Genomic DNA, 23,842 nt, shown 5'->3' with positions numbered 1-23,842 from the left:
TTTTCCTGCTCGATAAATGTCAGTTTCAACAGTGTAGTTGCGAGGCAGAAAACGGGTTAACTGACCGGGCGGATACCCTGACAGAACAAGCTAAGCGTGTGCTGTACGATAATCTCCGTATCAAACTCCGGCTCATTGGCAAAGCGTGTGAAGGGCATCAGAATCATGCTCAGGATGGATGTCATCAGCAAATCGGGATTCAACGCCGCATTCAATAAACCCTGTTGTTGCCAGCGCACAATCAACGCCCTGACTTTGTCACGCCCCGCATGACCATAACGTTCTTTGATGTGCTGACCTAAGCCGTGTGAACCGCTGGTCACTTCTTGCATCCATAAGGGGGCGAACCAGTCGTTGGTCAGAACGATATCCGCGATTTCACGAATGAACCCACTGAATGTAGTGACAGGGTCACCTATATCTTCATCGAAATGCGCTTCCAGACGCTGACGCATCGGTAGAAATCGCTCCTCAACTACCACATCCAGCAGCGACTCACGTGACTGAAAATAGTAATTCAGCATCGCCGGACTGACGCCCGCCTGGCGTGCTATGGCATTGAGTGAGGTTTCTGCAATACCGTTTTTAGCATACAGCGCTAAGGTGATATCCAGCAGGTGCTCACGCTGTTGCGCGTTAATGGCCCCGCCACGCGGTCGACCCGGACGGCGAGGTTGGGTGTGAGTTGTCTTATCAGCAGCAGGGACTTTTTGTGCGGTCATCTTTACGCGTTCGCTTGTTTCGTGTCAGACTGTGGACAATATTAATTGTGTATTTAATTAATTTCAATTGGTGTCTGATATGAAACCTGAAACATACGCGCCGCAATCAGGCAGCGGGGAAGAGAGTCCACCTTCCGTCCGTTTGCTGATGGGCGCACTGATGCTGGTGATGCTGCTCTCTGCACTCGACCAGACCATCGTCTCTACCGCGTTGCCCACCATTGTGGGTGAGCTGGGCGGCCTTGATCGCCTGTCGTGGATCGTGACGGCCTATATGCTCGCGTCCACCATCGTGGTGCCGCTGTACGGTAAATTTGGTGACCTGTTTGGCCGTAAAACGGTGCTGCAAATCTCCGTTGTTCTGTTCCTGATTGGCTCCGCACTGTGTGGGCTGGCGCAAAATATGGAGCAACTGATATTCACCCGCGCCCTGCAAGGTCTGGGCGGCGGGGGGCTGATGGTGGTCAGCATGGCAGCGGTGGCGGATATCATCCCGCCTGCCGATCGTGGCAAATACCAGGGGCTGTTTGGTGGGGTATTTGGATTGGCGACGGTGGTTGGCCCGTTACTCGGCGGCTTTATCGTGCAGCACGCCTCCTGGCGCTGGATTTTTTATATCAATCTACCGTTGGGCTTGTTTGCACTGGTGATTATCAACGCCGTGTTTAAGGCGGACAACAAACGTAAACCGCATGAGATTGATTATCCTGGTGCTGTTTGCCTGTGCCTGGCGCTGGTGGGAATTACCCTGTTTACCAGCGAAGGCGGCACGCTGCGCGCGTGGAGCGATCCCGTGCTGTGGTGCATTCTGGCTTTTGGTTTGGTAGGTGTGATTGGCTTTATTTATGAAGAGCGGCGCGCGTGGGAACCGATTATTCCGTTGGATCTGTTCCGCAATCGCAGCTTTTCGCTCTCCAGTTTGATGGCCTTTATTGTCGGGATGTCGCTGTTTGGCAGCGTGACTTTCCTGCCGCTCTATTTGCAGGTGGTGAAAGGCTCAACCCCGACCGAAGCCGGGTTGCAGTTGCTACCACTGATGGGCGGATTGCTGGTGACCTCGATTGTTAGCGGACGCATTATTAGCCGCACCGGTCGCTATCGTCTGTTCCCGATTGGCGGAACCTTGTTGGCGACGATCGGAATGGCTTTAATGACCACGCTGACGCTTAACTCTCCGCTGTGGCAGATTTATCTCTACGCCTGCGTGCTCGGTATGGGCATGGGTATGGTAATGCAGGTGTTAGTGCTGGCGGTGCAGAACAGTGTGACACCGGACCGTATTGGCGTCGCGACCTCTTCCGTCACGTTGTTCCGTTCGGTTGGCGGTTCAATAGGAGTGGCATTATTCGGTGCGATGTTTAGCCATGTATTGAAGTCGGGTTTGACTGAGCTGGTCGACAAGGGCGATAAATTACCCGCCACGCTGGATCCTAACGCCGTACACCATTTGCCTTATGATGTGCAGCACGCTTATTTGCAGGTATTTAGCGAAGCGGTGCATGCGGCATTTCAGATGGCTGCGGTGGTCATGGCAGTGGCATTTATTCTGTCGTTGTTCCTGCCGGAGTCGCCATTACGCAGTAAAGCCAAACAATAAACATTAACCCGCATCCCACCATCGTCTGATTGATGCCGATGGTAGGATGAAATAGCAGCAGAGTCGGGCGAAGAAATAACCTTCATCACGTAAATTGGCGAAAGAATAGTTAATTTTTATCTCAAATACATGATGTTACCTTTCCGTAAACTTAGGTAAAAAAGAAGAGGATTAAAAGAATTCAGCGGCCAGCTATTTATTTTTGCAACTTTTCTACGGTATAAATCTCTAACCACTGTCTCCCTCAGCGAAAACGTCATCTCATGATCAACTCTGCGGCCAGCAAAATCTTCGCCTGCCTGTTTTTTATTACCCTGGCAGGTTGCTCTTCCAAAACTTCTCATGCCCCTACGGAAGAGAGCGTCGATGCTTCAACCGATGGTGGTAAGCAACCCGATTTGATTCCGGTGATCGCGGCATTACACGATCAGATGCACTCATGGGAAGGGACCAAATACCAGTGGGGTGGCACGCAATTAAACGGGGTGGATTGCTCCGGCTTCGTCTGGCGCACCTTAAAAGATCGTTTCAATATTCCGATGGATCGTGTCACGACGCGTGAGTTAATTGCCATGGGGCAGCCAGTCGATAAGGCGCATTTGCAACCCGGTGATTTAGTGTTCTTTCGCATCAAACGCGAGTTACACGTTGGCTTTTATGACACCGATCATCAATTTCTCCACGCATCGGTTAGTCAGGGTGTGATGCGTTCATCGCTGAATAATCCATACTGGAAATCAGTATATTTGGAAGCGCGGCGGTTACCGCGTGAACAAAATTCGCAGATTAGTTTTAACTATAAAAATAAAGCCTGATGCAGAAAGAATCCCCGGCCTGAAGCCGGGGATTTTTATATCAGAACTGATATGACACGCTAACCGAGAAGTTGCGCGGCTCACCGTAAACATAGTTGTTCATATAGGTGTAGTATTCGCGGTCGAATAAGTTATCGACGTTAGCCTGCACGGCAACTTGTTTGGTGACCTGATAACGGGCAAACAGGTTAGCCAGTGGGTAGCTGCCCTGATAGACGCGTTGCGTACCGCCATCTGGGGAGCTGACATCCTCAAACACGCGGTTCTGCCAGTTAATGCCGCCGCCAATCGTCAGGTCAGGCAGCATGGGGACGTTGTAACGGGTAAACAGCTTGAACTGGGTTTGCGGTTGGTCAGAGTTGTAACGGCCATCCGAATCACGAGCGACGTAGCGCGTCGCACCAAAGGTTAGTTGCAGGTTATCGGTGAGCGCACCATTCAGTTCGAACTCGGCCCCTTTACTCCGTGCGCCTTTAGTGGCGGTGTAGGCCTGCTCGCTGCTGTTATTAACGTAGACGCCATCTTGTGCTGTCCCGACGTTTTCCTGTTGAATACGGAATACCGCAAAGGTCGCGGTCAGACGACCGTCATACCATGCCGATTTTAACCCCGTTTCGTAGCTTTTTCCGGTAACTGGAGAAAGGTAGTGGCCTGAGCTATCGCGATAGGTTTGAGGCTGGAAAATCGACGTATAGCTGGCATACGCAGACCAGGTATCATTGATGTCATACACCAGACCGGCGTACGGCGTGGTGTTGTGTTGGGTCATATCACCACTGCTACCGTTGGTGCTCCATTCGGTGTAGCGAGCACCAATAATCAGTGATAGCGGATCGGCTAATGAAATACGCGCTGCAGTGTAAGCAGACTTCTGGCGAATGACGTCATTCGCGTTAAGATACCAACCTTGCCACTGCGGCTCAGCAAGATTGCCATTCCAGTTGTTATTAAATGGCCCCATATCAGCGGCAGTAATATCATACTCATCAAGGTCAGTGACGCCATCCTGACTGTAGGTTTGGTTATGCTGACGGCTGTAACTCAGGCCTGCCATCAACTGGTGCTGGCGGCCTAATAACTCAAACGGGCCGCTGGCGTAACCATCAACGGAGGTTAGCTCACGTTTACCGCGGTCCAGGCTGCCGTAGCCGGTTACGCCTTCGCCGGTACTCTCGTCAGGGAATGCGCTGTACAGGTTAAGCAACTTATCGCTAAAGGTATTTTTGGCATGGGTACCATTCACATGGAAGCTCCAGCCGTTATCGAAGTTATGCACCAGATCGGCGTAAACCTTCTGTATTTCGGTGTGATAGTAAGTCCAATCGGCGGCGGAGTTCAGGCTGCGGTTGTAGTGCGTAAGAGAACCGTTGCTGTAGAAATCCGGTAAGCCACCCCAGGTAGGATCGCGCGTATCGGCCTTCTCGTAGTCATAACCTAACGAAAGGGTGGTGTTATCGGTGATATCCGCATCGACCACGCCATAAAGGAACTTCTTGTTTTTATGATAGCGATCGAGCCAACTGTCCTGGTCCTGATACCCCGTCACCACGCGTCCGCGTAGCGAACCTTCACTGTTCAACGGCCCGGCGATATCAGCGACATAACGTTGTTTGTTCCAACTGCCATAGCTGGCGCTGACCGAGCCAGTAAAATCTTTACTGTCGGCGTGTTTACGCACCATATTGACCGAAGCGGAAGGGCTGCCAGCCCCAGTCATCAGGCCCGTCGCGCCACGTACCACCTCAATACGATCGTAAATGGCGGTATCAGATGCCGCGTCACCGTAGTTCCAGTTATCACCCGTAGAAGTAGGGATACCATCAAAGGTGAAGTTAGTGATTTTAAAGCCGCGTGAATAGTATTCAGAACGTTCAGAATCCACCAAATTGCTGGTGATACCAGTGGTGTTATTCAATACGTCGGTGACGGTTTGTAGCTGCTGATCCTGCATACGCTGCTGCGTCACCACGCTCACTGATTGCGGCACATCACGTGGCGTCAGCAGCAGTTTTGTACCCGCTCGGGTGGTTTTGACCGCATAGTCCTGCTTTTCAGTCTCATCGCTGCTGTCGCTGCTGGTGGCATTGACCACCAGATCCTGCGGAGTCGTATCGGCAGCCTGCGCCAAAGTGGGGTTGAGAAGGGCGTGTACTGCCATCGCCAACAATGAAACGCTAAACGTTTTGCGGATGCCTGATTCCCTGCCGTTCGAAGACATAATAGTTTCCGTGATAAATGATTGTTATATGAAGCCATTACGCTTCGGTTGTTATGCTGGCGCTCATCTACCCCCACCCAAAAGGGCAGAGCAAACGAAGATTCGATATAATTACGAACGCCAATGATAATCATTTGCTTTATAGAATCTCGCAAGGATTCAATTTGAAGTGTAATAATGTGTAAACATGATTTAATTCAGTCACCTGGAGGGATTTATAACCTGATAGTTGCTGGTGTTTTCACTTTTATTCGGCAAGATTTGGCACGTTTTTAATATCCTGAAGTGTCAAATCAGGCGGCGAATTGAGTTAACAGTGTGGAATTAGCACATAAATCTACGTGAATATTTGCTTACGCTAAGTTAATGCGTATGATTCTCATTCTTCTTATATTTTCCGCCCACCTCAATGTGGTCGGAGCCGTTGATCCATTGATGGAGTTCAGCATGAAATCGTTGTTTAGCCCGCGTAAAGCCACTGTTGCCATGGCGATCGCCGCAGCCTTTAGCCTGACTGCTTGCCAGGCACCTGCCAAAAAAGCCGAAGCGCCAGCCGCTGAAACCGTGAAACCGGTTGATACCGCAGTGTTGAAACGCGACCTGGGCGATGGTCTGTATGAAATGGCCTACTCTCCAGCGTCGAAAGCGCTGTTTGTTGCCAGTGCGCAGGCATTCAAAGATGTGAACGGCGGCGTGATCTATCGCCTCGATCCAGCAACCTTAGCGACCAAAGGTGAGACCCACACCGATCTGAAAAACTTCGGTACCGCTATCGATGAGCAGGGCAGTGTGTTCTACACCACCAACTCCCTGGATGGTGCCATCTCTAAAGTTGACGCGCAGAGTGGCAAAGTGCTGCAGCGTTTGGTGTTCCCGGGCAAAATCAGCAAAGAAGGTTACCCGGCTGGTGCACGTGAAGTGTTGTGGCACGGCAATGAACTGTATGTCGGTCGTGTGGCCGATCCAGGTTACATCTCCGTGGTGGATACCAAGACCTTCAAGCTGAAGACTGAGATTAAGAACGCTGGCAAATGGGTGACGGGTATTATTTATTCTCCGGTGACTGAGCGCATTTATGCGGCCAACGGATCTGGCGAGATCCTGGTGATCAATCCACGCACCCACAAAATCGAGAAGCGCTGGACTGCAGGTGACGGTAAAGAGTATCTGTTCCTGAATATGGCAGAAGATCCAGCTACCGGCCGTCTGTTTGTCACTGACGATTCTAAAGGCAAAGCCACCCTGGTCTTTGATGAGCGCACCGGTAAAGTGATCAAGCGCATCGAAGGCGACTCTCTGGGCATTAAATTCGACGCCAAGCGTAATGAACTCTTCATTAGCCAGCGCGAATCGAAGAAAGTGCTGCAGTTGGATGCCACCACTTATGCAGTGAAAAACAGCTGGTCGTTTGAGCAGAATCCAAATAGCCTGCTGATCGGACCGGATAACAACACCCTGTACGTGACCCTGAAGGCGGAGTTCAATAAAGACTCGTCTACCAAAGGCACCGATGGTATTGCCCGTATTACACTGAAGTAAGAGTGCAGCGTTAATGAATGCCCTCGCAAGAGGGCATTTTGCGTTCAGAAGGACGAAAACTTAACGATTGATTTGTCCGGTCAGCCAGAATTTTTTATAACGAGCTGGCGGAATGCCGACAAGATTATGAAAGATGCGATGGAAGTTGTTGACGTTATCATAACCCACTGCGTTTGCCACTTCGGTGACACCCAGACTGGTACTCAATAATAAATTCTGCGCTTCACCAATCCGACGGCGAGTTTGATACTGTTTGGGTGAATAACCAGAATAGTCTTTAAAAACGTGTGCGAGATAAAACTGATTCATATTCAAGGCTGCAGTAATCGAACTCAACGCAATATCTTCTTTATAGTGATTATCAATATAATCTTTGATGCGCTGACCTAAGAGCATGCTATTGCTCTCTTGCTCTTGTTTGTTCTCGATCCAAATATTTCGGCACAGTAGCAGTAAAACACTGAGCAAATGATCGCCAATTTCTGCACTATAAACACGTTTGCTGTTAACGTGCGCCCACATCTGATCGAACAACTGGCAAACCTCATTATAAAACTCACCAGCAGGCATTACGGCGGGCTGTGCACGGGTGGTGAGAACGTTAACAGGCAAGCCATCAACCTTTAATTGTTCGACGCCGCAGCTGAATATCAATAAATCTTCTGTCGCATCCGGGCTTTCATCGTGTAACACATTGGCGTTGAAAAGGAGGATGTCGCCTTTCTTAACGCTATAACCACGCCCATCAATGTTATAAATGCCACTGCCCGAGCGAATAAACATCACTTCGAAGCGGTCATCATGTTTATGCATGACGCGTGGAATGGCTTCTTCCTGACCTTCTGCTCTGCACATAAACGCCAGACGAGGACGTAAACTGGTATCGAATCCACGGGCGGAAGGGTGTTCGTTCAGGCAGAAGGTAATCATGATTGCTCCTATTGGTATGCCGCTATTCTTACATGAGTTCAGGATCTCGTAATCATCAATTTTGCTTTTTAAGAATGTGTAATGTATTGATAATTATATGATTAACTATTTTTGGGAAAGTTAAAGTCTCGATTTTTGTTATTGAAGGCTTACCAGTAAAACTAAATTAGATCTCCATCACACTTTTGAAGTGGGTGGCGGTTTGTTACGACGGAAAAAATACAGCATTTTTATGAAGAGAAAAAACGATGTGCTTATGGTTATTAGGGTTAATTTGTTGAGCTTTTCATAAATGTCATCAAAATTGCTTTTGCCGCCTGGCAATAAATAATGAGTTTAATCTCTGATTAATTGAAGCGCTCACCTTAAATGCCCGTATGACGGGAATTTTGATGTCATCAAGATAACCCGTAAATACCTGTCTGAATCACATGTTTTAAGCTATCTCCATTCTTGCTATGTCAATGCGTAATGGTAGTGTTGTGAGTGTTGTCACTGGTTTTTATGATTCTTGCTTTAAATATTTGATCCTGCGCACGCTGTGAAATCATGCAACAGAGCACCGCTAGTTTTTGGAATTCACCTTGTTATAACGTTGTTGCAACGATAAGGGGACTTACAGCGTGTTCAGCGTTGTCAGAAAATAATAAATCTCATTTTTGCATTAAATAAATGTTTTGATTCAGGCTGCGTAAAACGCATTAGCTATCACTGACCCATAATACGGCTTGCAACGGTGTTACCTTACAACCAGATGGAACAGCTATGTATAATAAAACTAACCTGCAAAACCCTCAGCGCATGCGGTTAATCACTATCGTTTCAACGATAGGTGGTTTGTGCTTCGGTTACGATACCGGTGTTATTTCCGGTGCGCTGATCTTCATGAAGTATGATTTGAATCTGACGCCAACACAGGAAGGCTTTATCACCTCATTCCTGTTATTTGGTGCGGCACTGGGGTCGCTCTTTGGTGGTTATTTATCGGATAAACAGGGAAGGCGTAAAAATCTTTTATGGGTCGCGGCGATCTTTATGTTAGGCGCACTGGGCACCGCTTTTGCCTGGGATGTGCCATCCATGATTGTGGCCCGTTTTATTTTGGGATTAGCAGTGGGTTGCGCCTCGGTTACGGTTCCCATTTATATTTCCGAGCTAGCCCGCGCCGATCAACGTGAAAGATTGGTCACGGTAAACGAATTAATGATCGTGACCGGGCAATTCCTGGCGTACTCCGTCAATGCCGCGATTGTGAACTTGTATCCGGAGATGCAGCATAACTGGCGCATTATGCTGGCGATTCCCGCATTGCCAGGCGCAATTCTGTGGATGGGTATGCTGATGATGCCCGAATCCCCGCGTTTCTTTATTCGTCGGGGGGAAACGGATAAAGCCGTGAAGGTGCTTAAAACGTTGCGTCTGCCAGAAGAGGTGGACCGCGAAGTGAAGGAGATTCAGCAGATCGTTAAGGCGGATCAGGTGAAATTTAACCTGTTCGCAGAACTGCAAAACCGGTGGGTCATTCAACTGGTGCTGATTGGTTTAATGATCGTGCTGGCAACGCGTGTGACCGGGGTCAATACCATCATGTATTACGCGCCAACGGTGTTGAAAGCCACCGGACTGGGTGACGCAGCAGCGGTAACCGGCGCGGTGGCCAATGGGATTATATCCGTACTAGCTACGCTGCTGGGGATGGCGCTGATTGGTAAACATTCACGTCGTAGAATGTTCTTCACGGGCCAGGCGGGCGTGACCGTCAGTCTGGTGTTGATTGGCCTGGCGTTCAAATTCTTCTTCCACACTGAAACCGTCAACGGCATCGATACGCTGCATGCCAACTTTGCTAATGCACCCTACGTTATTCTCGGCTTAATGCTGGTATTTCTGGTGTTTATGCAGGGCTGGATTGCCCCGGTATTCTGGCTGATGTTAGCAGAGATTTATCCGTTGAGAATGCGCGGCGTGGGCATGGGCTTCGCGGTATTTGGTCTGTGGATATTCGACTTTATTATCCAATCTATCTTCCCCTATTTGCTGAGCCATTACGGTGGCGGCATGACCTTCGGTTTCTTCGGTGCCACCAACGTTGTCATGCTTATCCTGCTGGTGAAATATCTGCCGGAAACACGTGGCCTGACCTTAGAACAGATTGAAAAGAAATTCCGCTTTTAACCTGAGGATATATTAATGACTGTCAAAATCGGTTTGATTGGTCTGGGCATGATTGGCCGAGACCATCTGAAACGCTTCAACAATGTTATTTCCGGCGCGCAGGTCACTGCAGTTTGCGATATTAACCACGCCGCAGCGGATGCGGTTGCCAGTGAGTTTGGTGCTACCGCTTTTTATGATGCGGAAGAGATGATTCATTCTGAATTAGTCGACGCGGTATTTATCTGCTCAATCGGCCCGGTACATAAAGCACAAATTCTGGCGGCATTTAACGCGGGTAAACCGGTGTTTTGCGAAAAACCGCTCACGCCAACAGCCGATGAATCAAAAGAAATTATCGATGCAGAAGTGAAGGCCGGCAAGCGTCTATTGCAATTGGGCTTTATGCGCCGGTTCGATCCCGGTTATCAGGCGCTGAAGCAGTCAATTGATGGCGGCGAACTCGGCGATATTATGCTGATTCACTGCGCGCACCGTAACCCTTCCGTGCCTGAGAGCTATACGTTGGAGATGGCCGTCAATGATTCTGCCACTCACGAAATCGACATCATTCGCTACTTGCTGAATGAGAACATTACCTCGGTACGCGTGGACAAACCGCGTAAGAAAACCAGCCGCGCACTGCCTCACTTGCAGGATCCCTTAATCGTGATCTTCGAAACCGAATCTGGCGTGCGGATTGATGATGAGCTGTTCGTTAACTGTCATTACGGCTATGACATTCGCTGTGAAGTGATTGGTGAGAATGCCATTGCTGCCCTGACAGAACAGCAGTTTATCAGCACGCGTTCGCTCAACGGCAATGCCCATCACATCGCGCAATCCTGTATGGAACGTTTCGCGACCGCTTACGACCGTGAAGTGCAGCACTTCGTTGATAGCGTGCGTGACGGGCGCGAAATGAGCGGTCCTTCCTCCTGGGATGGTTACGTGGTGGCGCTGGTCTGTGATGCGGGTCTGGCTTCACTGCAAGATGGCGAAAAACATCAGGTGGTGATCCCAGAACAACCGACGCTTTATCGTTAATAGCCGGACGTCTCGCGATACGTGAGGAGTTAAATATGTTGAAACTGACGGATGATGCGCTGCATTTGCAATGTCGGGCAGCCAATAAAAATGAAGCAATTGAGATTGCCGCGACTGCATTAGAACAGGCGGGTTATGTCAAACCCGGTTTTTTACACGGTATGTTAGCGCGTGAAAAAAGCGTCTCCACCTATATTGGCGCGGGCATTGCTTTTCCACATTGCGCAAAAGAGAACCTCGACCTGGTGATTAAAACCGGTGTTCAGGTTTTCCAGTTTCCCCATGGTGTGAGTTGGGGAGCGGGGAAGGTGGTATTTATCGTGGTGGCGGTGGCCGCAACTGAAAATGAACATATCTCGGTGCTGGCGAATATTGCCGATCTATTAGGTGATGAAGTGAAAACCACCTTATTAGCCAGCGCAAAAACCAAACAAGAATTTATTGAACACTTCGAGAAAGCGTAATTAACGCTCCAGATAAAAGGATTAAATAATGAAACTCGCATTATGCACTGACGTTCTGGCGGATTTACCCTTCGCGGCGATGCTGGATAAAGTCAAAGGTTACGGTATTGATGGCGTTGAAATGACGGCGGGCGGATGGTCTCCGTGCCCGCACGTCGATACAGAGGCGTTGTTGTCATCACCGGAAAAACTGGAGAAGTTCAAGCAGGAGTTGGCGGAACGTGAGATGCGCATCGTCGCGCTTAACTGCTCGGGCAACCCGCTGGCGCCGGGCGAACTGGGTGAGACGCACACTAAAAGCAGTTATCGTGCGGTAGAACTGGCGGGCAAGCTGGGTGTGAAGAAGATTGTGATGATGAGTGGCCTGCCGGGTGGAGGCCCAGAAGATCGCGTGCCGAACTGGATCACTTCCACCATCTCGTGGCCAGATTATATGCCGGGGGTGATCGACTATCAGTGGAACGACGTAGCAATTCCATGGTGGAAAAAGTTCGTCCAGCACGCTAAACAGCATGGTGTTGAGCAAATCGCCATCGAAGAGTTCCCGTGCCAGTTGGTGTACAACCCGTCCACGCTGTTGCGCTTGCGTCACGAAGTGGATGAGATGATTGGCATGAACCTCGATCCCTCACACCTGATTGCCATGGGCGCCGATCCAATTGCTGCGGCACGTAAGCTGGAAGGGGCGGTGTTCCACGTACACGGTAAAGACGCCCGTATCGAGCGCGGGCTGGCAGATATCGATGGGTTGATGGAGTACCAGCCGGTGACCAACACCAAAACGCGGACCTGGAACTATGTCGCGGTGGGATGCGGACAAGACCTGAAGTGGTGGAAAGAGTTCTTCTCTGTACTGCGTATGACGGGCTACAACGGTGATGTGTCGCTGGAGATGGAGGACCTCACCATGAGTGTGGAAGCCGGTTTGCAGACTTCGATCGATGCGCTGAACGCAACGCTGAGTCAGTAGATTTTATCAAATTAAGGCCGCTATCTCATAAAGAGGGCGGCTTTTTTAAGCTCGCTCTTTCAGCCCAACCCTGTCTCAATCGCATTTTGTTAAAGATTTACTGCGACTTACATCACTCAAAATGATTACATCATCGTTTCCCCTGCCCAATCCCACTCATTTTTGATTCGAAAACATCATTACGTATGGATTTTGTTTAGGATCTATTTATTATATTAAAAACCCGTGTGTTTCTAAGGTATCTGATTAACGTTGCGTTGCGTGATTGTTAATCTTCGGGTGTTTTAAGATATATCAAACAATTAGATTTTTTTCCTCCGTGTGACGGGGGATTTTGAGCGTGTCACTAACCAGGGATACACCATGAGTACTTCGCAAGACCTGCCACTCGGCGAGGTCCAGTTGTCACGTCGGAGAGTGTTACTTTCCGGCGCAGTGATCGTGGCAGGCGGCCTGATCACCTCAGCGCTTCCGCGATTGGCGTTTGCAGACTCGTCGAAAAATTTCATTCCTTTCATGCAGATATCACGTCTTCTGGTCAACCATAAACTGGATGATGCGGTCGGGCAGCGCATGCTGGCGCTGTTAGAACTTGAACAACCCGACTTGATGGCAAATCTCAATCATCTGCTGGCGATTGCCAAAGCCAATAAGGCGCAGATTGTGGAAGATTTCTTCCCAGCGATTCCGCAAGGCGACTTGCAGGCGTTGGCGCACAAAATCATTTTTGGTTGGTACACCGGCTGTCTCGAACCGAAACGCTCGGCAAAAGCTTTTGCTTTTGAACAAGCGCTGACCTGGCACACCACGATGGATACCATCACGATCCCGTCTTACGGCATCAGTGGGCCAAATAACTGGCAGCGCGCTAACACACCGGTTCTTCCCGTACCGCAATTCTGACCACTAAAAGAAGACAAAACATGGCAGCTCCTTCTCAGTCACCTGTGGTGATCGTTGGCACCGGCGTGGTCGGTGTGGTGATCGCTGAGCAACTGCTTGATGCCGGTATTCCGGTGTTGATGCTGGAAGCCGGACCGCGCGTATCGCGTGCCGAAATCGTAGAAAATTATCGCAACCTGCCGCTGGCAGCTAAAGGCAACCCGATCGAGTGCTATCCGTCACGCGAGTGGGCGCCGCACCCGGAACCGGCGGGTCCCGGCAAAGGCTATTTGCAATTGAGCGGCGAAGACTCTTATGCGCAAAGCTACGTGCGCTATGCCGGCGGTTCAACCTGGCACTGGGCCGGTACCTGCTGGCGTTTAACCCCAGCGGATATGCAGCTGCATTCGCGTTATGGCGTGGGGCGTGACTGGGCGTTTGATTACGCGACGCTGGAACCTTACTACGCGCGCGCAGAATACAAACTGGGCATTTGCGGACCAGACGATCCGGCTCTGCAATGGCCGCCGCTGCGTTCAAAGCCTTATCCGATGCCTGCGCTGCCGTTTGGTCCAGGTGAAGCCCGCTTTACCGAAGTGGTACGCGAAAAACTGGGGCTGCACAACATCCCGACTGCACAGGCGCGCAACAGCGGCATGTCCTACGACGATCGTCCAGCCTGCTGCGCCAATAACAACTGCGTACCAGTGTGTCCGGTGGGCGCGAAATATGATGGTGCAACCGCGCTTTCTCGCCTTGAAGCCAAAGGCGCCACCATCCTCGATAACGCGGTGGTGTGGCGTATCGAAACCAACGCCAGCAACCAGATCGAAGCGGTGCATTACTACGACCAGCACAAGCAAACGCATCGCGTCAGCGGCAAGTTGTTCATCATTGCCTGTAACGGGCTAGAGACGCCGAAACTGCTGCTGATGTCAGCTGACTCGCGCAACCCTAACGGGATTGCTAACAGCTCCGATCAGGTCGGCCGCAACATGATGGACCATCCACAAATCACCATGACCGTCACGCTGGATGAACCCTATTGGGCGGGTGTCGGGCCGGTGGTGAACAGCGGCATTATGGAAACTTCGCAGGGTGATTTCCGTTCTGAACACGCTGGCGCGTACTTCCGCTTCAACAACTTTGCGCGTAACCGCTTCGTCACCTTTGGTGCACTGGAAAAAGGGCTGGTGGGCAAAGCGCTGGATGAAGAGATCCGCCGTATGACCGCCTGCACTGCCGATATCGTCCTGGCGCATGAGATTCTGCCCGATGCTAATAACCGTCTGACGCTGAGTGACAAGAAGGATTGGCTGGGTCTGCCAAAACCTGCCATTCACTACAATGTCGGCGACTACGTGCGTCGCTCGTACCAGAATTACTCCAAACCGATTGCGGATAAGATTGCAGAAGCAATGGGCGCCATCGATAAGAAGTTCTCGAAACAATATAACCAGAGCAAGCACATCATGGGCGGCACCATTATGGGTAACGATCCGGCCAACTCGGTGGTGGATAACGAGTGCCGTACCCACGATCATCGCAACCTGTTCCTGCCGGGCGGGGGAGCCATGGCGAGTACCGCGTGTGGCAACAGCACCTTAACCATGGTGGCGCTGGCATTCAAAGCGGCGGATGCCATCGTTAAACAGGCTCAGGAGGCGTAATCATGTTGAAGCTAAAACAGATCGCGCTGGTTCTGGCACTGGCGAGCGGAGCGGCACATGCGGCGGACGATGCGTTAGTAAAGAAGGGCGAATATCTGGCAGTAGCCTCGGACTGCACTGCCTGTCACACCGCTGAGCACGGTAAACCTTTTGCCGGCGGCAAGGCGATTGAGTCTCCGGTGGGTGAAATCATCGCCACCAACATCACACCGTCGAAAGTCGCAGGCATTGGCAACTACAGTGAGCAGCAGTTTGCTGATGCACTTCGCAAAGGTGTGCGTGCCGATGGCGCCAATATTTATCCGGCGATGCCCTACACCGCTTATGCCACATTAACCGATGAAGATGTGCACGCGCTTTACGCCTACTTCATGTCGGGCGTGCAGCCAATGGATCGAACCACTGAAGAGACGCATCTGCCATTCCCACTGAATCTGCGATTTTCGATGATGTTCTGGAACGCGCTGTTCCTGAAAGCGCCGGGATACACAGCGGACACGACAAAATCTGACAGCTGGAATCGCGGTCGTTATCTGGTGGATGGCGCAGCGCACTGTAGCACTTGCCATACGCCACGCGGATTCCTGATGCAGGAGAAAGAGGGTGATGCCTTCACCGGTGCGCAGGTCGGCCCGTGGTTCGCGCCGAATATCACCGCCAACGCGGTGAGTGGTATTGGCCAGTGGTCGCAGCAGGATCTGATCACCTACCTGAAAACCGGCCGTCTGGCGGGGAAAGCGCAGGCCGCTGGCAGCATGGCAGAGGCGATTACCCACAGCTTCCAGCACTTATCCGATGCCGATCTGTCAGCGATTGCCGAATACATGGGCAGCGTGACGGATAAAGATGCGCCTGCGAGCGGTGCATCGCGCTTCGAACAGGGTAAAGCGGCTGAAAATCTGGTGGCGTTTCGTGGTGATGCGTTCAGCGCGCCCACCAGCGATGAAGGTGCTCGCCTGTTCTCCGGCAACTGCGCGTCGTGTCACGGCAGCAGCGGTCAGGGAACCAAAGACGCGTTTTATCCCAGCCTGTTCCACAACAGTGCTACTGCGGAACGCAATCCGTCGAACCTGATTGCCACCATTCTTTACGGTGTGCAGCGTCATACCGCCGAGGGTGACGTGTTTATGCCGCCGTTTGGTTCGCAGCCGAACGCACTGAATCAGCTCGATGATCAGCAAGTCGCCACACTGTCGAACTGGATCTTGCATCACTACGGCAATGTTGAAGCGACCGTCTCACCGGAGCAAGTGGCGGAGATCCGTCGTGGCGGTCCTTCATCTCCGCTGGTAATGCTGGCGCAGGTCGGTGTGGGCGTCGGTGCGTTGGTAGTGATTGCACTGCTGGTGTGGTGGCTGATGCGCCGCAGACATAAAAAATAGATTCGATTTTATTCTGTCGCCTGTGATGGCAGGCGACGTTTTTACTGGAAGACACTATGAAGCACTACTCACGCCGCCGCGTGTTGAAGATGGTCGGGCTGGTCACGATTGCCACCGCCGCAGGCCAGCTTTACTCATTGCCGCGCCTCAACGCTGCACAATCAACCGCCCCCACGGCGGGTCTTGACGATTTTATGCAGGTTTCCCAGCTGTTGACGCAACAGGAATCCCTGAACGCCACCGTTGGGCGTGCATTGCTATTGGCTTTGAGCCAGACGCAGAAAGATTTTCTTCCTGCACTGGCACAGTTGAAAACGCTACTGCAAAACCAGCCGGAACTGCTGCAGCAGGATCACCTGACGTTTGCCACGGATGCGGACAGCGAAAAGCTGGCCAAAGCGATGCTTGGCGGTTGGTACAACGGCGTGGTCGGCAAGGGCAATCACGCGCTGTATGTCACCTACGTGAATACCCTCGCCAATCTGCTGGTGGATGACAAATTAGTGCCGCCGAGCTTCTCCTACGGCAAATGTGGTAGCTGGGCGCAACAGCCCTGATTCAGAAGAGTAATGTCGTTATGAAAAACAATAATTCCGCCGACGTAGTGGTGATTGGCGCGGGCGTTAATGGCTCGCTGCTGGCAACCCGTCTGGCAAAAGCAGGTAAATCAGTACTGTTACTGGAGTCCGGCCCGAAAGTTGGACGCGATCAACTGGTTGAGCGTTTCCGTGCGTCTGCATTCAAATCTGACTTTATGTCGCCGTATCCGTTCTCGCCCAAGGCGCCGCATCCGCGCTATACGCCAGAGCCGAATGATTACCTGCATCAGGCCGGGCCGCATCCGTTTGCTGCGCAGTACATCCGTATGTTTGGTGGTACCAGCTGGCACTGGGCGGCGCAGTTATGGCGCTTTGTTCCCAACGACTTCCGTCAGCACAGCCAGTATGGCATCGGCAAAGATTGGCCAATCGGTTATGACGACTTGGAAGAGTATTACTATCAGGCAGAAGTGATCGCGGGCGTGGGCGGATCGCCGGACAATGGCTCGCCGCGCAGCAAACCTTACCCGATGGAACGCGTCCCCGCCTCCTGGCTTCAGCAGCGCGTGACAGCTCGCCTTGCGCCTGACTTCACCGTGCTGGATGACAGTACCGGCCGCAACAGCCACAGTTACGATGGTCGCCCTGCCTGCTGCGGTAACAACAACTGCATGCCGCTCTGCCCAATCGACGCCCAGTATCACGGCGGGATTGCTGCACAGCAGGCTGAAAACAGCGGTGTTAAAGTGATCACCGAAGCGGTGGTGTATCAGCTGGAGCATGATGCCAAAGGCAATATTGTGGCAGCAAATTACTATGACTGGAACAAAGTCAGCCATCGTGTCACGGCTGAAACCTTTGTGCTGGCCGCCAACGCGATTGAAACCCCGAAACTGTTGCTGATGTCTGTCAGCGATAAATTCCCGAACGGTATCGCCAACGCGCACAATCATGTCGGTCGTAATCTGTGCGATCACCCGGCGATTGGCGTGACGTTTGATGTCGATGAAGAGATTTGGCCAGGACGTGGGCCGGTGAGTCCTTGCTCGATTGGTCAATTCCGTGACGGTGATTTCCGCAGCGAACATTCACCGTTCCGTATTGATATCTCTAACGCCTCACAGGTTGCCTCAGTGACCAAAGAAGCTTTAGCGGAAGGGCTGTTTGGCAAGAAGTTGCAGGATGCGATTCGCTTCCGTGCCGCGCGCCGCCTCAGCATCAAAAATGCGCTGGAGCAGTTACCCGATCCTAACAACCGCGTGACCTTGAGCAGCAACAAAGATGAGCTGGGTTTACCGACGCCATCGCTGTATTGGGATGTGAACGATTACGTCGTTAAAGGCACCGCGAAAACCCGTGAATGCTATGACGCGATTGCGACCAAACTCGGCGCAACCAACATCAAGCACAGCAAGAGCGGTAAGTTTTCCAACCGCCAGCACATCACCGGCACGCTCTCAATGGGACTTGATCCGGCGACCAGCGTCACCGATGCCTGGGGACGCGCGCATGATCATCAAAACCTGTTTATGGTCGGCACCGGCGTGATGCCCACCGTCGGTACCTGTAACGTGACGCTGACCGCCATGGCGCTGGCATTACGCACCGCGGACAAAATCCTGCAGGAGACGCAACATGGCTAAGCACTGGAAAGCCCTGCTTGCCGCAGGCACTTTGGCGTTAGCGGTTTCACAGGCGCAGGCCGAGGATCAGCAGCTGATCAAACGTGGCGAGTATCTGGCCATTGCCGGCGACTGCGGCGCGTGCCATACCGAAGCGGGCAAAGCGCCGTTCAGCGGTGGTCATGCGATTGCCAGCCCGCTAGGGACCATCTTCAGTACTAATATCACGCCATCCAAAGCAGCGGGCATCGGTCATTACACTGAGCAGCAGTTTGCGGATGCATTGCGTAAGGGCGTGCGTGGTGATGGTAGCCAACTCTACCCGGCGATGCCTTACACCGCTTATGCGAAGTTAACCGATGAAGATGTCGCTGCTTTGTATGCTTACTTTATGCAGGGCGTGCAACCGGTGGATGTGCAGCCAGAGAAGACTGCGCTGCCATTCCCGTTCAGTCTGCGTTTCAGTATGGCGGCGTGGAACCTGTTGTTCCTCGACAGCAAGCCGTTCCAGCCTGATGCCCAACAGTCGGACGAGTGGAATCGCGGCGCCTATCTGGTGCAGGGGTTAACCCACTGCAGCACTTGCCACACGCCGCGTAATTTCCTGATGGCAGAGCAGCAGGATAAGAGCCTGCAGGGCGCATCACTCGGCACCTGGTTTGCGCCTGATATCACGGCGGCAACGCTGCAGGGTAAACCGCATTGGACGCGTGACATGCTGGCGCAGTATCTGGCGACAGGTCATGCCAGCAATGGCGCCACAGCGGGCGGTCCGATGCTGGAAGCTATCGATAAAAGCTTCTCACGCATGACGCCAGAAGATCGTCAGGCTATCGCGACGTATCTGCTGCCTCAGGACAGTATTGCAGCCGAACCAACGCCGACGAATCACTGGACGCGAGTCCGGGGCGACGACACGCCACAGGCTGCGGTCAGCGAGGGCGAGCAGATCTATCGCAACAACTGCGCCTCCTGCCATAACCTGACAGGTGAAGGGCTGAACGGTTTGCCAGCATTGCAGCATCATCCGGTGCTGAATAAGCCCAACGCCGATAACGTGGCGATGGCGGTATTGGATGGGGTGTGGCCAGAGCACGACCAGGGAATGATTGGCTTTGCCGGTGAGCTGAATGATCATCAGGTAGCTGCTGTCACAAACTATGTGATGCAGGATATCGGTCACAGCAAGGTGCAAATCACTGAGGAGCGCGTGAAATCGTTGCGCGCAGGCGGTGACGCGTCACCCTTGATGCTGGTGTCGCGGATTGGTATGGCAGCGGCAGGTATCATTGTCGTACTCGGCCTGATTTGGTTGAGATGTAGAAGAAAGGCCAAACGCTAACCGCTTTGTCCTATGACAAATAGTCAGCTGTTGTTAAGATGCGTTTTACGTTATCTAACAGGAGCTGGCTATGTTTTCAGGTCTTAGTGCGTTCCCACTGACCCCCGTTAATGCGACAGGCATCGACGAACAATCCTTTCTAAAGATCCTCGCGCGATTGATCACTGCTAAGGTCGATTCGCTGGGCGTGCTGGGTTCAACCGGCAGCTACGCTTACTTCACTCGAGAGCAACGCAAGCGCGTGGCGACACTGGCCGTCCAGCATGCAGACGGCATTCCAGTCATGGTCAGCATTGGCGCAATCAGCACTGATGAAGTATTGCGGCTGGCCGATGATGCGCAGCAGGCGGGCGTCAGCGCGCTATTATTGCCAGCTGTCTCTTACCAAAAGCTCACCGAAGAAGAGGTGTATAATTTTTATGCCGAGGTGGCTCAGCACGTCTCGGTGCCCATCTGCGTCTATGACAACCCCGGCACCACGCACACATCATTTTCCGATGCCCTCTACGCACGGATCGCCGCGCTTTCCAACATAGCTTCGATCAAAATCCCGGGTGTTCCTGACCAAATATCGGCGGCTACGCAGCGGGTGAGCGCACTGCGAGCGCAGTTGCCTAAACACATTAGTATCGGCGTCAGCGGCGATGCATCTGCGGGTAACGGTCTGGTGGCCGGATGTGACGTCTGGTATTCCGTGTGCGGCGGATTGTTTCCCAACACGGCATTAGCGCTCACCCAAGACGCTCAGGCAGGGGATTTCAATGCAGTAGCTGAGCAGTCTCTACGGTTAGCACCGCTTTGGGCGCTGTTCCACCAGCATGGCGGCAGCATCCGAGTGATGGCGGCGGCGGCGGCACTCCTCGGCCTGGCGGACGAGAATAATTTGCCACGCCCGCTGCGTGCATTATCCCGTGAAGAGCAGCGTGAAGTGCGACAAGTGATTGAATCATTGGATCTGTCTTAATAAAGTTAACTATTAGTGCGATCATAATGATCGCACTAATAGTTAAGATGGATATAGTTTACTTGGTTATTATCACTTCCATCGAAGGCACACAGCCTTCTCATCAGATAAACCAAGGAATATGACCATGAAAACTATCAAAGCAATGTCAATCGCCGCTGTTGCCGCTCTTTCACTGATGTCTGCTGCAAGCTTTGCTCAAACAGTATCAGCCACTTCACTGACTCTGGACGGTGCGGAAGCGAAAATCGCTGCTCAGGCACATCAGCAGAACGCACAATATAAAATCATTGAAGCCAGCGACGGTAATGTCGTGCACATGACCGCTGAGCTGTACAAATAATTAACGGATGGTTGCACATGGAAGTGCCGGAGCAGGCCGCCTTACGGGGCGGCCTTTTTCGTTGAAAAGCGAAGTGCAGTGGAGACAGCATCATGAAACAGAATCATGACCAGATTGACCAGCAAGCCAGTGCGTTTGTTGAAGCGCTGCGCTCGCAGCGTCATGCGCATATGCCAGTGATGCGTTTCCATCAGTGGCCGCAATTTATCTCAACCGTGCGCACTTTGCTCGCGAACAATAATTAGCTCGATCATCATTACCGCACTAATAGTTAATATAGAAATGATAACTAGAGTTATCATTGTTTCATCGAAGGCACACAGCCTTCTTAAACAACCCAAAGGAATATGACCATGAAAACCATTAAAACACTGACCATCGCCGCTGCTGCCGCTCTTTCACTGATGTCTGCTGCCAGCTTTGCACAGAGCATTTCTGTAGAGTCTTCAACTCTTGACGGTGCAGAAGCAAAAGTAGCCGCAGTGGCACAGGAGCAGGGCGCACAGTACAAAATCACTGAAGCAAACACCAACAACCGTGTGCACATGACTGCAGAACTGTACAAATAAGTTCAGTTTCCGCTTCAGCGTTAAGGCCGCCTTCGGGCGGCTTTGCTGTTTATATCACTCAGCGCGCCACCAGCGTTTCAATTTCTGCTTTCGCCTGCATCAGCGCGGCCAGCAGTTGGGGAAATTGCTCATCAAAACGCATTGCTGGCACCGCTAAGGCCAGTGCATAACGCTCACCCGGCCCGGTGTGGAGTGCAACACTCACACCACAAACGCCGCGCGCATGCTCTTCCCGATCAATCGCATAACCTTGCTGGCGAATTGACGCAATCGCTTTTAATAAAGGCTGACGATCCTTCAATGTCTGCAAGGTGCGCACTTCGTTCAGCTGTGGCAGCAACGTTCTCAAAAGCTCTTCAGGCTGCTCAGCCAATAGGGCTTTACCATGTGCGGCGCAGTGGGAAGGAAAGGCGGTGCTGATGGGCGATACCACACGCAGCTCCTGATCCGAAGCATATTGGCTAACCAGTACCGTGTGGCTACCACGCCAGACACATAAATCTACCGTTTCGCGGGTGCGGCGGCCCAGCGTCTCCATCGCTGGTTGCGCCAGCGCAATAATATCGGTGTGCGCCGAGGCGGCGAGCCTGGCGAGTGCGGGCCCCAGTTTAATGCCCTCGCTGTCCTGGATCAGCAACTGCTGCGCAATGAGAGAGGTCACCAATCGATGAACCGTCGTTCGCGGTAACGCAGTCGATTTCGCCAGTTCGGACATTGATAATCCAGCGGGGCGATTTTCCAGTGCGCGCAAAAGGGTGGCGGCACGTGCAATCACCTGTGAACCGTTAGCTTCAGTATCTGCGACCATTATTCATCCGTTTCATCAATTTCCCGCGCGCCACTCTATCACGTTACCCGCTAGTAATTGACATCACGCGCGATTACCTAAACACTAATGTCCGATATGTGGATAATAAACCCATTATTCGGATAGGTGTATTCATGACTGTATTAAAGCCTGCAGCGGCAATGACATTATTGGCGGTGAGTTGCCTGACCATCATGGTGGGCTGCGTTATCGTGCCGGGATTGAGTGAGATTGCTGCGCAATTAGGCGTTTCACATCTGGCTAATTGGCTGGTAACGCTGCCAGCATTCGGCGTGGTGGTGGCAGGGCCCTTTGCCGGCCGAGCGATAGATCGTTACGGCGCGTACCCCATGCTCCTTGTGGGCCTTTTCTTTTATGGCGGTTTGGGCGTGGCGGGTGCCTGGCTGCCCGGTGCACCCCTGCAAATCTTTGATCGTGTCCTATTAGGCTGTTTTACCGCCGTGGTGATGTCGGCAGGGACCAGTTTAATTGCCACTTTTTATCAGGCTGAAGCACGACTAAAAATGATGGCGCGCCAGGGTATGGCTATCGAACTCGGTGGCGTGGTGTTTTTGTTTATTGGCGGGATTCTCGCTTCTTTAAGTTGGCGCTATCCCTATGCTCTCTATCTGTTCTCCTGGTTGCTGATCGCGCTGGTGGTCATTTTTATTCCGCGACCGCAACTACAAATCGCCACTGGCGTCATTGATGAAGGCGCAACCAACAGTAATCAGGCATTGAGGCCAGTGCTGCTGGCAGCTATTTGCTCCATGATGTGTTTCTTTACCGCCATCATCATGCTGCCTCAGCGCTTTGCCGCGTTGGGCGTGGATGCCGCTCATATCGGGTATTTTCTGTCATTCGTTTCGCTGGTGGCCGTGTTGGCTGCAGCGTTGATGCCGCATGTGGCACTGCAGTTTGGTCCTTATCCAACGCTGATCATGGCTTTCGTTTGTTATATGTTGGCGCACCTGGAGTTTGCTGCTGCACCGGACATGCTGCTGTGCCTGCCGGGCGGCATCCTGTTAGGCATGGGTTTTGGTCTGTCGGTGCCACTGGTCAATCATATGACGGTTGAAACCAGCCAACCACATGAGCGCGGACGACAACTGGCGCGCTTATCGATGGCAATCTTTGCCGGGCAATTCCTCGCGGCCTTTATGGCTTATATTCCCGGCCAGGTGGCGATGACCTTTATAGCCGCGGCCATTCTGGCCGTGATGAATATTATTGCGTTGCGTAAGTTTGCTGTGGTGAGGGGGTAA

Annotated in this window: 22 protein-coding genes; 18 read left to right on the top strand and 4 right to left on the bottom strand. The window is 52.1% G+C overall.

Annotated elements, in window-relative coordinates:
- Positions 1-56 precede the first annotated feature (56 nt).
- Complete coding sequence (locus ACXI0A_RS22995; protein WP_476146905.1) at positions 57-722, bottom strand: TetR family transcriptional regulator; 666 nt, start codon at positions 720-722, stop codon at positions 57-59.
- 79 nt (positions 723-801) lie between these two features.
- Here ACXI0A_RS22995 and ACXI0A_RS22990 point away from each other — a divergent pair, with 79 nt between their 5' ends.
- Positions 802-2,319: a DHA2 family efflux MFS transporter permease subunit gene (locus ACXI0A_RS22990; RefSeq protein ID WP_476146907.1), complete on the top strand. Its 1,518-nt coding sequence runs from the start codon at positions 802-804 to the stop codon at positions 2,317-2,319.
- A gap of 263 nt (positions 2,320-2,582) precedes the next feature.
- On the top strand, positions 2,583-3,134 hold the full coding sequence (locus tag ACXI0A_RS22985) for an NlpC/P60 family protein (protein ID WP_476146909.1): 552 nt from the start codon (positions 2,583-2,585) through the stop codon (positions 3,132-3,134).
- A gap of 40 nt (positions 3,135-3,174) precedes the next feature.
- Here ACXI0A_RS22985 and fhuE read toward each other — a convergent pair whose 3' ends face one another.
- On the bottom strand, positions 3,175-5,352 hold the full coding sequence (gene fhuE, locus ACXI0A_RS22980) for a ferric-rhodotorulic acid/ferric-coprogen receptor FhuE (RefSeq protein ID WP_476146911.1): 2,178 nt from the start codon (positions 5,350-5,352) through the stop codon (positions 3,175-3,177).
- A gap of 447 nt (positions 5,353-5,799) precedes the next feature.
- Here fhuE and ACXI0A_RS22975 point away from each other — a divergent pair, with 447 nt between their 5' ends.
- Positions 5,800-6,891, top strand: coding sequence for a YncE family protein (locus ACXI0A_RS22975; RefSeq protein ID WP_224933031.1), 1,092 nt, complete (start codon positions 5,800-5,802; stop codon positions 6,889-6,891).
- A gap of 60 nt (positions 6,892-6,951) precedes the next feature.
- Here ACXI0A_RS22975 and ACXI0A_RS22970 read toward each other — a convergent pair whose 3' ends face one another.
- A complete protein-coding gene (locus ACXI0A_RS22970; protein WP_476146913.1) occupies positions 6,952-7,821 on the bottom strand; it encodes a helix-turn-helix domain-containing protein in 870 nt (289 codons plus the stop codon).
- 765 nt (positions 7,822-8,586) lie between these two features.
- Between ACXI0A_RS22970 and ACXI0A_RS22965 the strand changes: the two genes are divergently transcribed.
- The 14 genes from ACXI0A_RS22965 to ACXI0A_RS22900 all read left to right on the top strand — a co-directional run bounded on the left by ACXI0A_RS22965 (position 8,587) and on the right by ACXI0A_RS22900 (position 21,769).
- On the top strand, positions 8,587-9,996 hold the full coding sequence (locus tag ACXI0A_RS22965) for a sugar porter family MFS transporter (protein WP_476146915.1): 1,410 nt from the start codon (positions 8,587-8,589) through the stop codon (positions 9,994-9,996).
- Positions 9,997-10,011: 15 nt separating this feature from the next.
- Positions 10,012-11,022: a Gfo/Idh/MocA family oxidoreductase gene (locus ACXI0A_RS22960; protein WP_476146917.1), complete on the top strand. Its 1,011-nt coding sequence runs from the start codon at positions 10,012-10,014 to the stop codon at positions 11,020-11,022.
- A 35-nt stretch (positions 11,023-11,057) separates the two neighbouring features.
- Positions 11,058-11,486, top strand: coding sequence for a PTS sugar transporter subunit IIA (locus ACXI0A_RS22955; protein ID WP_476146919.1), 429 nt, complete (start codon positions 11,058-11,060; stop codon positions 11,484-11,486).
- Between the two features lie 28 nt (positions 11,487-11,514).
- Entirely contained in the window at positions 11,515-12,456 is a 942-nt protein-coding gene (locus ACXI0A_RS22950; protein ID WP_476146921.1) for a TIM barrel protein, read from the top strand.
- A 363-nt stretch (positions 12,457-12,819) separates the two neighbouring features.
- Positions 12,820-13,359 (top strand): sorbitol dehydrogenase family protein, encoded by a 540-nt coding sequence (locus ACXI0A_RS22945; protein WP_224933037.1) that lies wholly within the window; start codon positions 12,820-12,822, stop codon positions 13,357-13,359.
- A gap of 20 nt (positions 13,360-13,379) precedes the next feature.
- A complete protein-coding gene (locus ACXI0A_RS22940) occupies positions 13,380-15,008 on the top strand; it encodes a GMC oxidoreductase (protein WP_476146923.1) in 1,629 nt (542 codons plus the stop codon).
- Between the two features lie 2 nt (positions 15,009-15,010).
- Complete coding sequence (locus ACXI0A_RS22935; RefSeq protein ID WP_476146925.1) at positions 15,011-16,390, top strand: c-type cytochrome; 1,380 nt, start codon at positions 15,011-15,013, stop codon at positions 16,388-16,390.
- A gap of 56 nt (positions 16,391-16,446) precedes the next feature.
- Positions 16,447-16,947, top strand: coding sequence for a sugar dehydrogenase complex small subunit (locus tag ACXI0A_RS22930; protein WP_476146927.1), 501 nt, complete (start codon positions 16,447-16,449; stop codon positions 16,945-16,947).
- A gap of 20 nt (positions 16,948-16,967) precedes the next feature.
- The gene (locus ACXI0A_RS22925; RefSeq protein ID WP_476146928.1) at positions 16,968-18,572 is read left to right on the top strand and encodes an FAD-dependent oxidoreductase; all 1,605 of its coding nucleotides are present in this window, start codon (positions 16,968-16,970) and stop codon (positions 18,570-18,572) included.
- Positions 18,565-19,893 carry a c-type cytochrome gene (locus tag ACXI0A_RS22920; RefSeq protein ID WP_476146930.1) on the top strand — a complete coding sequence of 443 codons (1,329 nt, stop codon included), beginning with the start codon at positions 18,565-18,567 and terminating at the stop codon, positions 19,891-19,893. The genes ACXI0A_RS22925 and ACXI0A_RS22920 overlap by 8 nt, the downstream gene beginning before the upstream one ends.
- 70 nt (positions 19,894-19,963) lie before the next feature.
- Complete coding sequence (locus ACXI0A_RS22915; protein ID WP_476146932.1) at positions 19,964-20,857, top strand: dihydrodipicolinate synthase family protein; 894 nt, start codon at positions 19,964-19,966, stop codon at positions 20,855-20,857.
- Between the two features lie 127 nt (positions 20,858-20,984).
- The gene (locus ACXI0A_RS22910; protein ID WP_160867480.1) at positions 20,985-21,200 is read left to right on the top strand and encodes a YdgH/BhsA/McbA-like domain containing protein; all 216 of its coding nucleotides are present in this window, start codon (positions 20,985-20,987) and stop codon (positions 21,198-21,200) included.
- Positions 21,201-21,292: 92 nt separating this feature from the next.
- Positions 21,293-21,445 (top strand): hypothetical protein, encoded by a 153-nt coding sequence (locus tag ACXI0A_RS22905; RefSeq protein WP_224933044.1) that lies wholly within the window; start codon positions 21,293-21,295, stop codon positions 21,443-21,445.
- 108 nt (positions 21,446-21,553) lie between these two features.
- Entirely contained in the window at positions 21,554-21,769 is a 216-nt protein-coding gene (locus ACXI0A_RS22900) for a YdgH/BhsA/McbA-like domain containing protein (protein ID WP_034829897.1), read from the top strand.
- Between the two features lie 58 nt (positions 21,770-21,827).
- Here the strand turns inward: ACXI0A_RS22900 and ACXI0A_RS22895 are convergent, their stop codons facing one another.
- On the bottom strand, positions 21,828-22,577 hold the full coding sequence (locus ACXI0A_RS22895; RefSeq protein ID WP_476146935.1) for an IclR family transcriptional regulator domain-containing protein: 750 nt from the start codon (positions 22,575-22,577) through the stop codon (positions 21,828-21,830).
- A gap of 134 nt (positions 22,578-22,711) precedes the next feature.
- Between ACXI0A_RS22895 and ACXI0A_RS22890 the strand changes: the two genes are divergently transcribed.
- Positions 22,712-23,842 (top strand): MFS transporter, encoded by a 1,131-nt coding sequence (locus tag ACXI0A_RS22890; protein WP_476146936.1) that lies wholly within the window; start codon positions 22,712-22,714, stop codon positions 23,840-23,842.

It is taken from the genome of Pantoea sp. C1E2 (assembly GCF_056491465.1).
This window is presented reverse-complemented; position numbering and strand designations above follow the sequence as displayed.

Coding starts and splice junctions, on each gene's coding strand:
- ACXI0A_RS22915 (WP_476146932.1), top strand. CDS start 19,964: ATGTTTTCAGGTCTTAGTGCGTTCCCACTGACCCCCGTTAATGCGACA.
- ACXI0A_RS22890 (WP_476146936.1), top strand. CDS start 22,712: ATGACTGTATTAAAGCCTGCAGCGGCAATGACATTATTGGCGGTGAGT.
- ACXI0A_RS22965 (WP_476146915.1), top strand. CDS start 8,587: ATGTATAATAAAACTAACCTGCAAAACCCTCAGCGCATGCGGTTAATC.
- ACXI0A_RS22960 (WP_476146917.1), top strand. CDS start 10,012: ATGACTGTCAAAATCGGTTTGATTGGTCTGGGCATGATTGGCCGAGAC.
- ACXI0A_RS22895 (WP_476146935.1), bottom strand. CDS start 22,577: ATGGTCGCAGATACTGAAGCTAACGGTTCACAGGTGATTGCACGTGCC.
- ACXI0A_RS22905 (WP_224933044.1), top strand. CDS start 21,293: ATGAAACAGAATCATGACCAGATTGACCAGCAAGCCAGTGCGTTTGTT.
- ACXI0A_RS22910 (WP_160867480.1), top strand. CDS start 20,985: ATGAAAACTATCAAAGCAATGTCAATCGCCGCTGTTGCCGCTCTTTCA.
- ACXI0A_RS22920 (WP_476146930.1), top strand. CDS start 18,565: ATGGCTAAGCACTGGAAAGCCCTGCTTGCCGCAGGCACTTTGGCGTTA.
- ACXI0A_RS22955 (WP_476146919.1), top strand. CDS start 11,058: ATGTTGAAACTGACGGATGATGCGCTGCATTTGCAATGTCGGGCAGCC.
- ACXI0A_RS22950 (WP_476146921.1), top strand. CDS start 11,515: ATGAAACTCGCATTATGCACTGACGTTCTGGCGGATTTACCCTTCGCG.
- ACXI0A_RS22945 (WP_224933037.1), top strand. CDS start 12,820: ATGAGTACTTCGCAAGACCTGCCACTCGGCGAGGTCCAGTTGTCACGT.
- ACXI0A_RS22975 (WP_224933031.1), top strand. CDS start 5,800: ATGAAATCGTTGTTTAGCCCGCGTAAAGCCACTGTTGCCATGGCGATC.
- ACXI0A_RS22935 (WP_476146925.1), top strand. CDS start 15,011: ATGTTGAAGCTAAAACAGATCGCGCTGGTTCTGGCACTGGCGAGCGGA.
- ACXI0A_RS22930 (WP_476146927.1), top strand. CDS start 16,447: ATGAAGCACTACTCACGCCGCCGCGTGTTGAAGATGGTCGGGCTGGTC.
- fhuE (WP_476146911.1), bottom strand. CDS start 5,352: ATGTCTTCGAACGGCAGGGAATCAGGCATCCGCAAAACGTTTAGCGTT.
- ACXI0A_RS22985 (WP_476146909.1), top strand. CDS start 2,583: ATGATCAACTCTGCGGCCAGCAAAATCTTCGCCTGCCTGTTTTTTATT.
- ACXI0A_RS22940 (WP_476146923.1), top strand. CDS start 13,380: ATGGCAGCTCCTTCTCAGTCACCTGTGGTGATCGTTGGCACCGGCGTG.
- ACXI0A_RS22925 (WP_476146928.1), top strand. CDS start 16,968: ATGAAAAACAATAATTCCGCCGACGTAGTGGTGATTGGCGCGGGCGTT.
- ACXI0A_RS22995 (WP_476146905.1), bottom strand. CDS start 722: ATGACCGCACAAAAAGTCCCTGCTGCTGATAAGACAACTCACACCCAA.
- ACXI0A_RS22990 (WP_476146907.1), top strand. CDS start 802: ATGAAACCTGAAACATACGCGCCGCAATCAGGCAGCGGGGAAGAGAGT.
- ACXI0A_RS22970 (WP_476146913.1), bottom strand. CDS start 7,821: ATGATTACCTTCTGCCTGAACGAACACCCTTCCGCCCGTGGATTCGAT.
- ACXI0A_RS22900 (WP_034829897.1), top strand. CDS start 21,554: ATGAAAACCATTAAAACACTGACCATCGCCGCTGCTGCCGCTCTTTCA.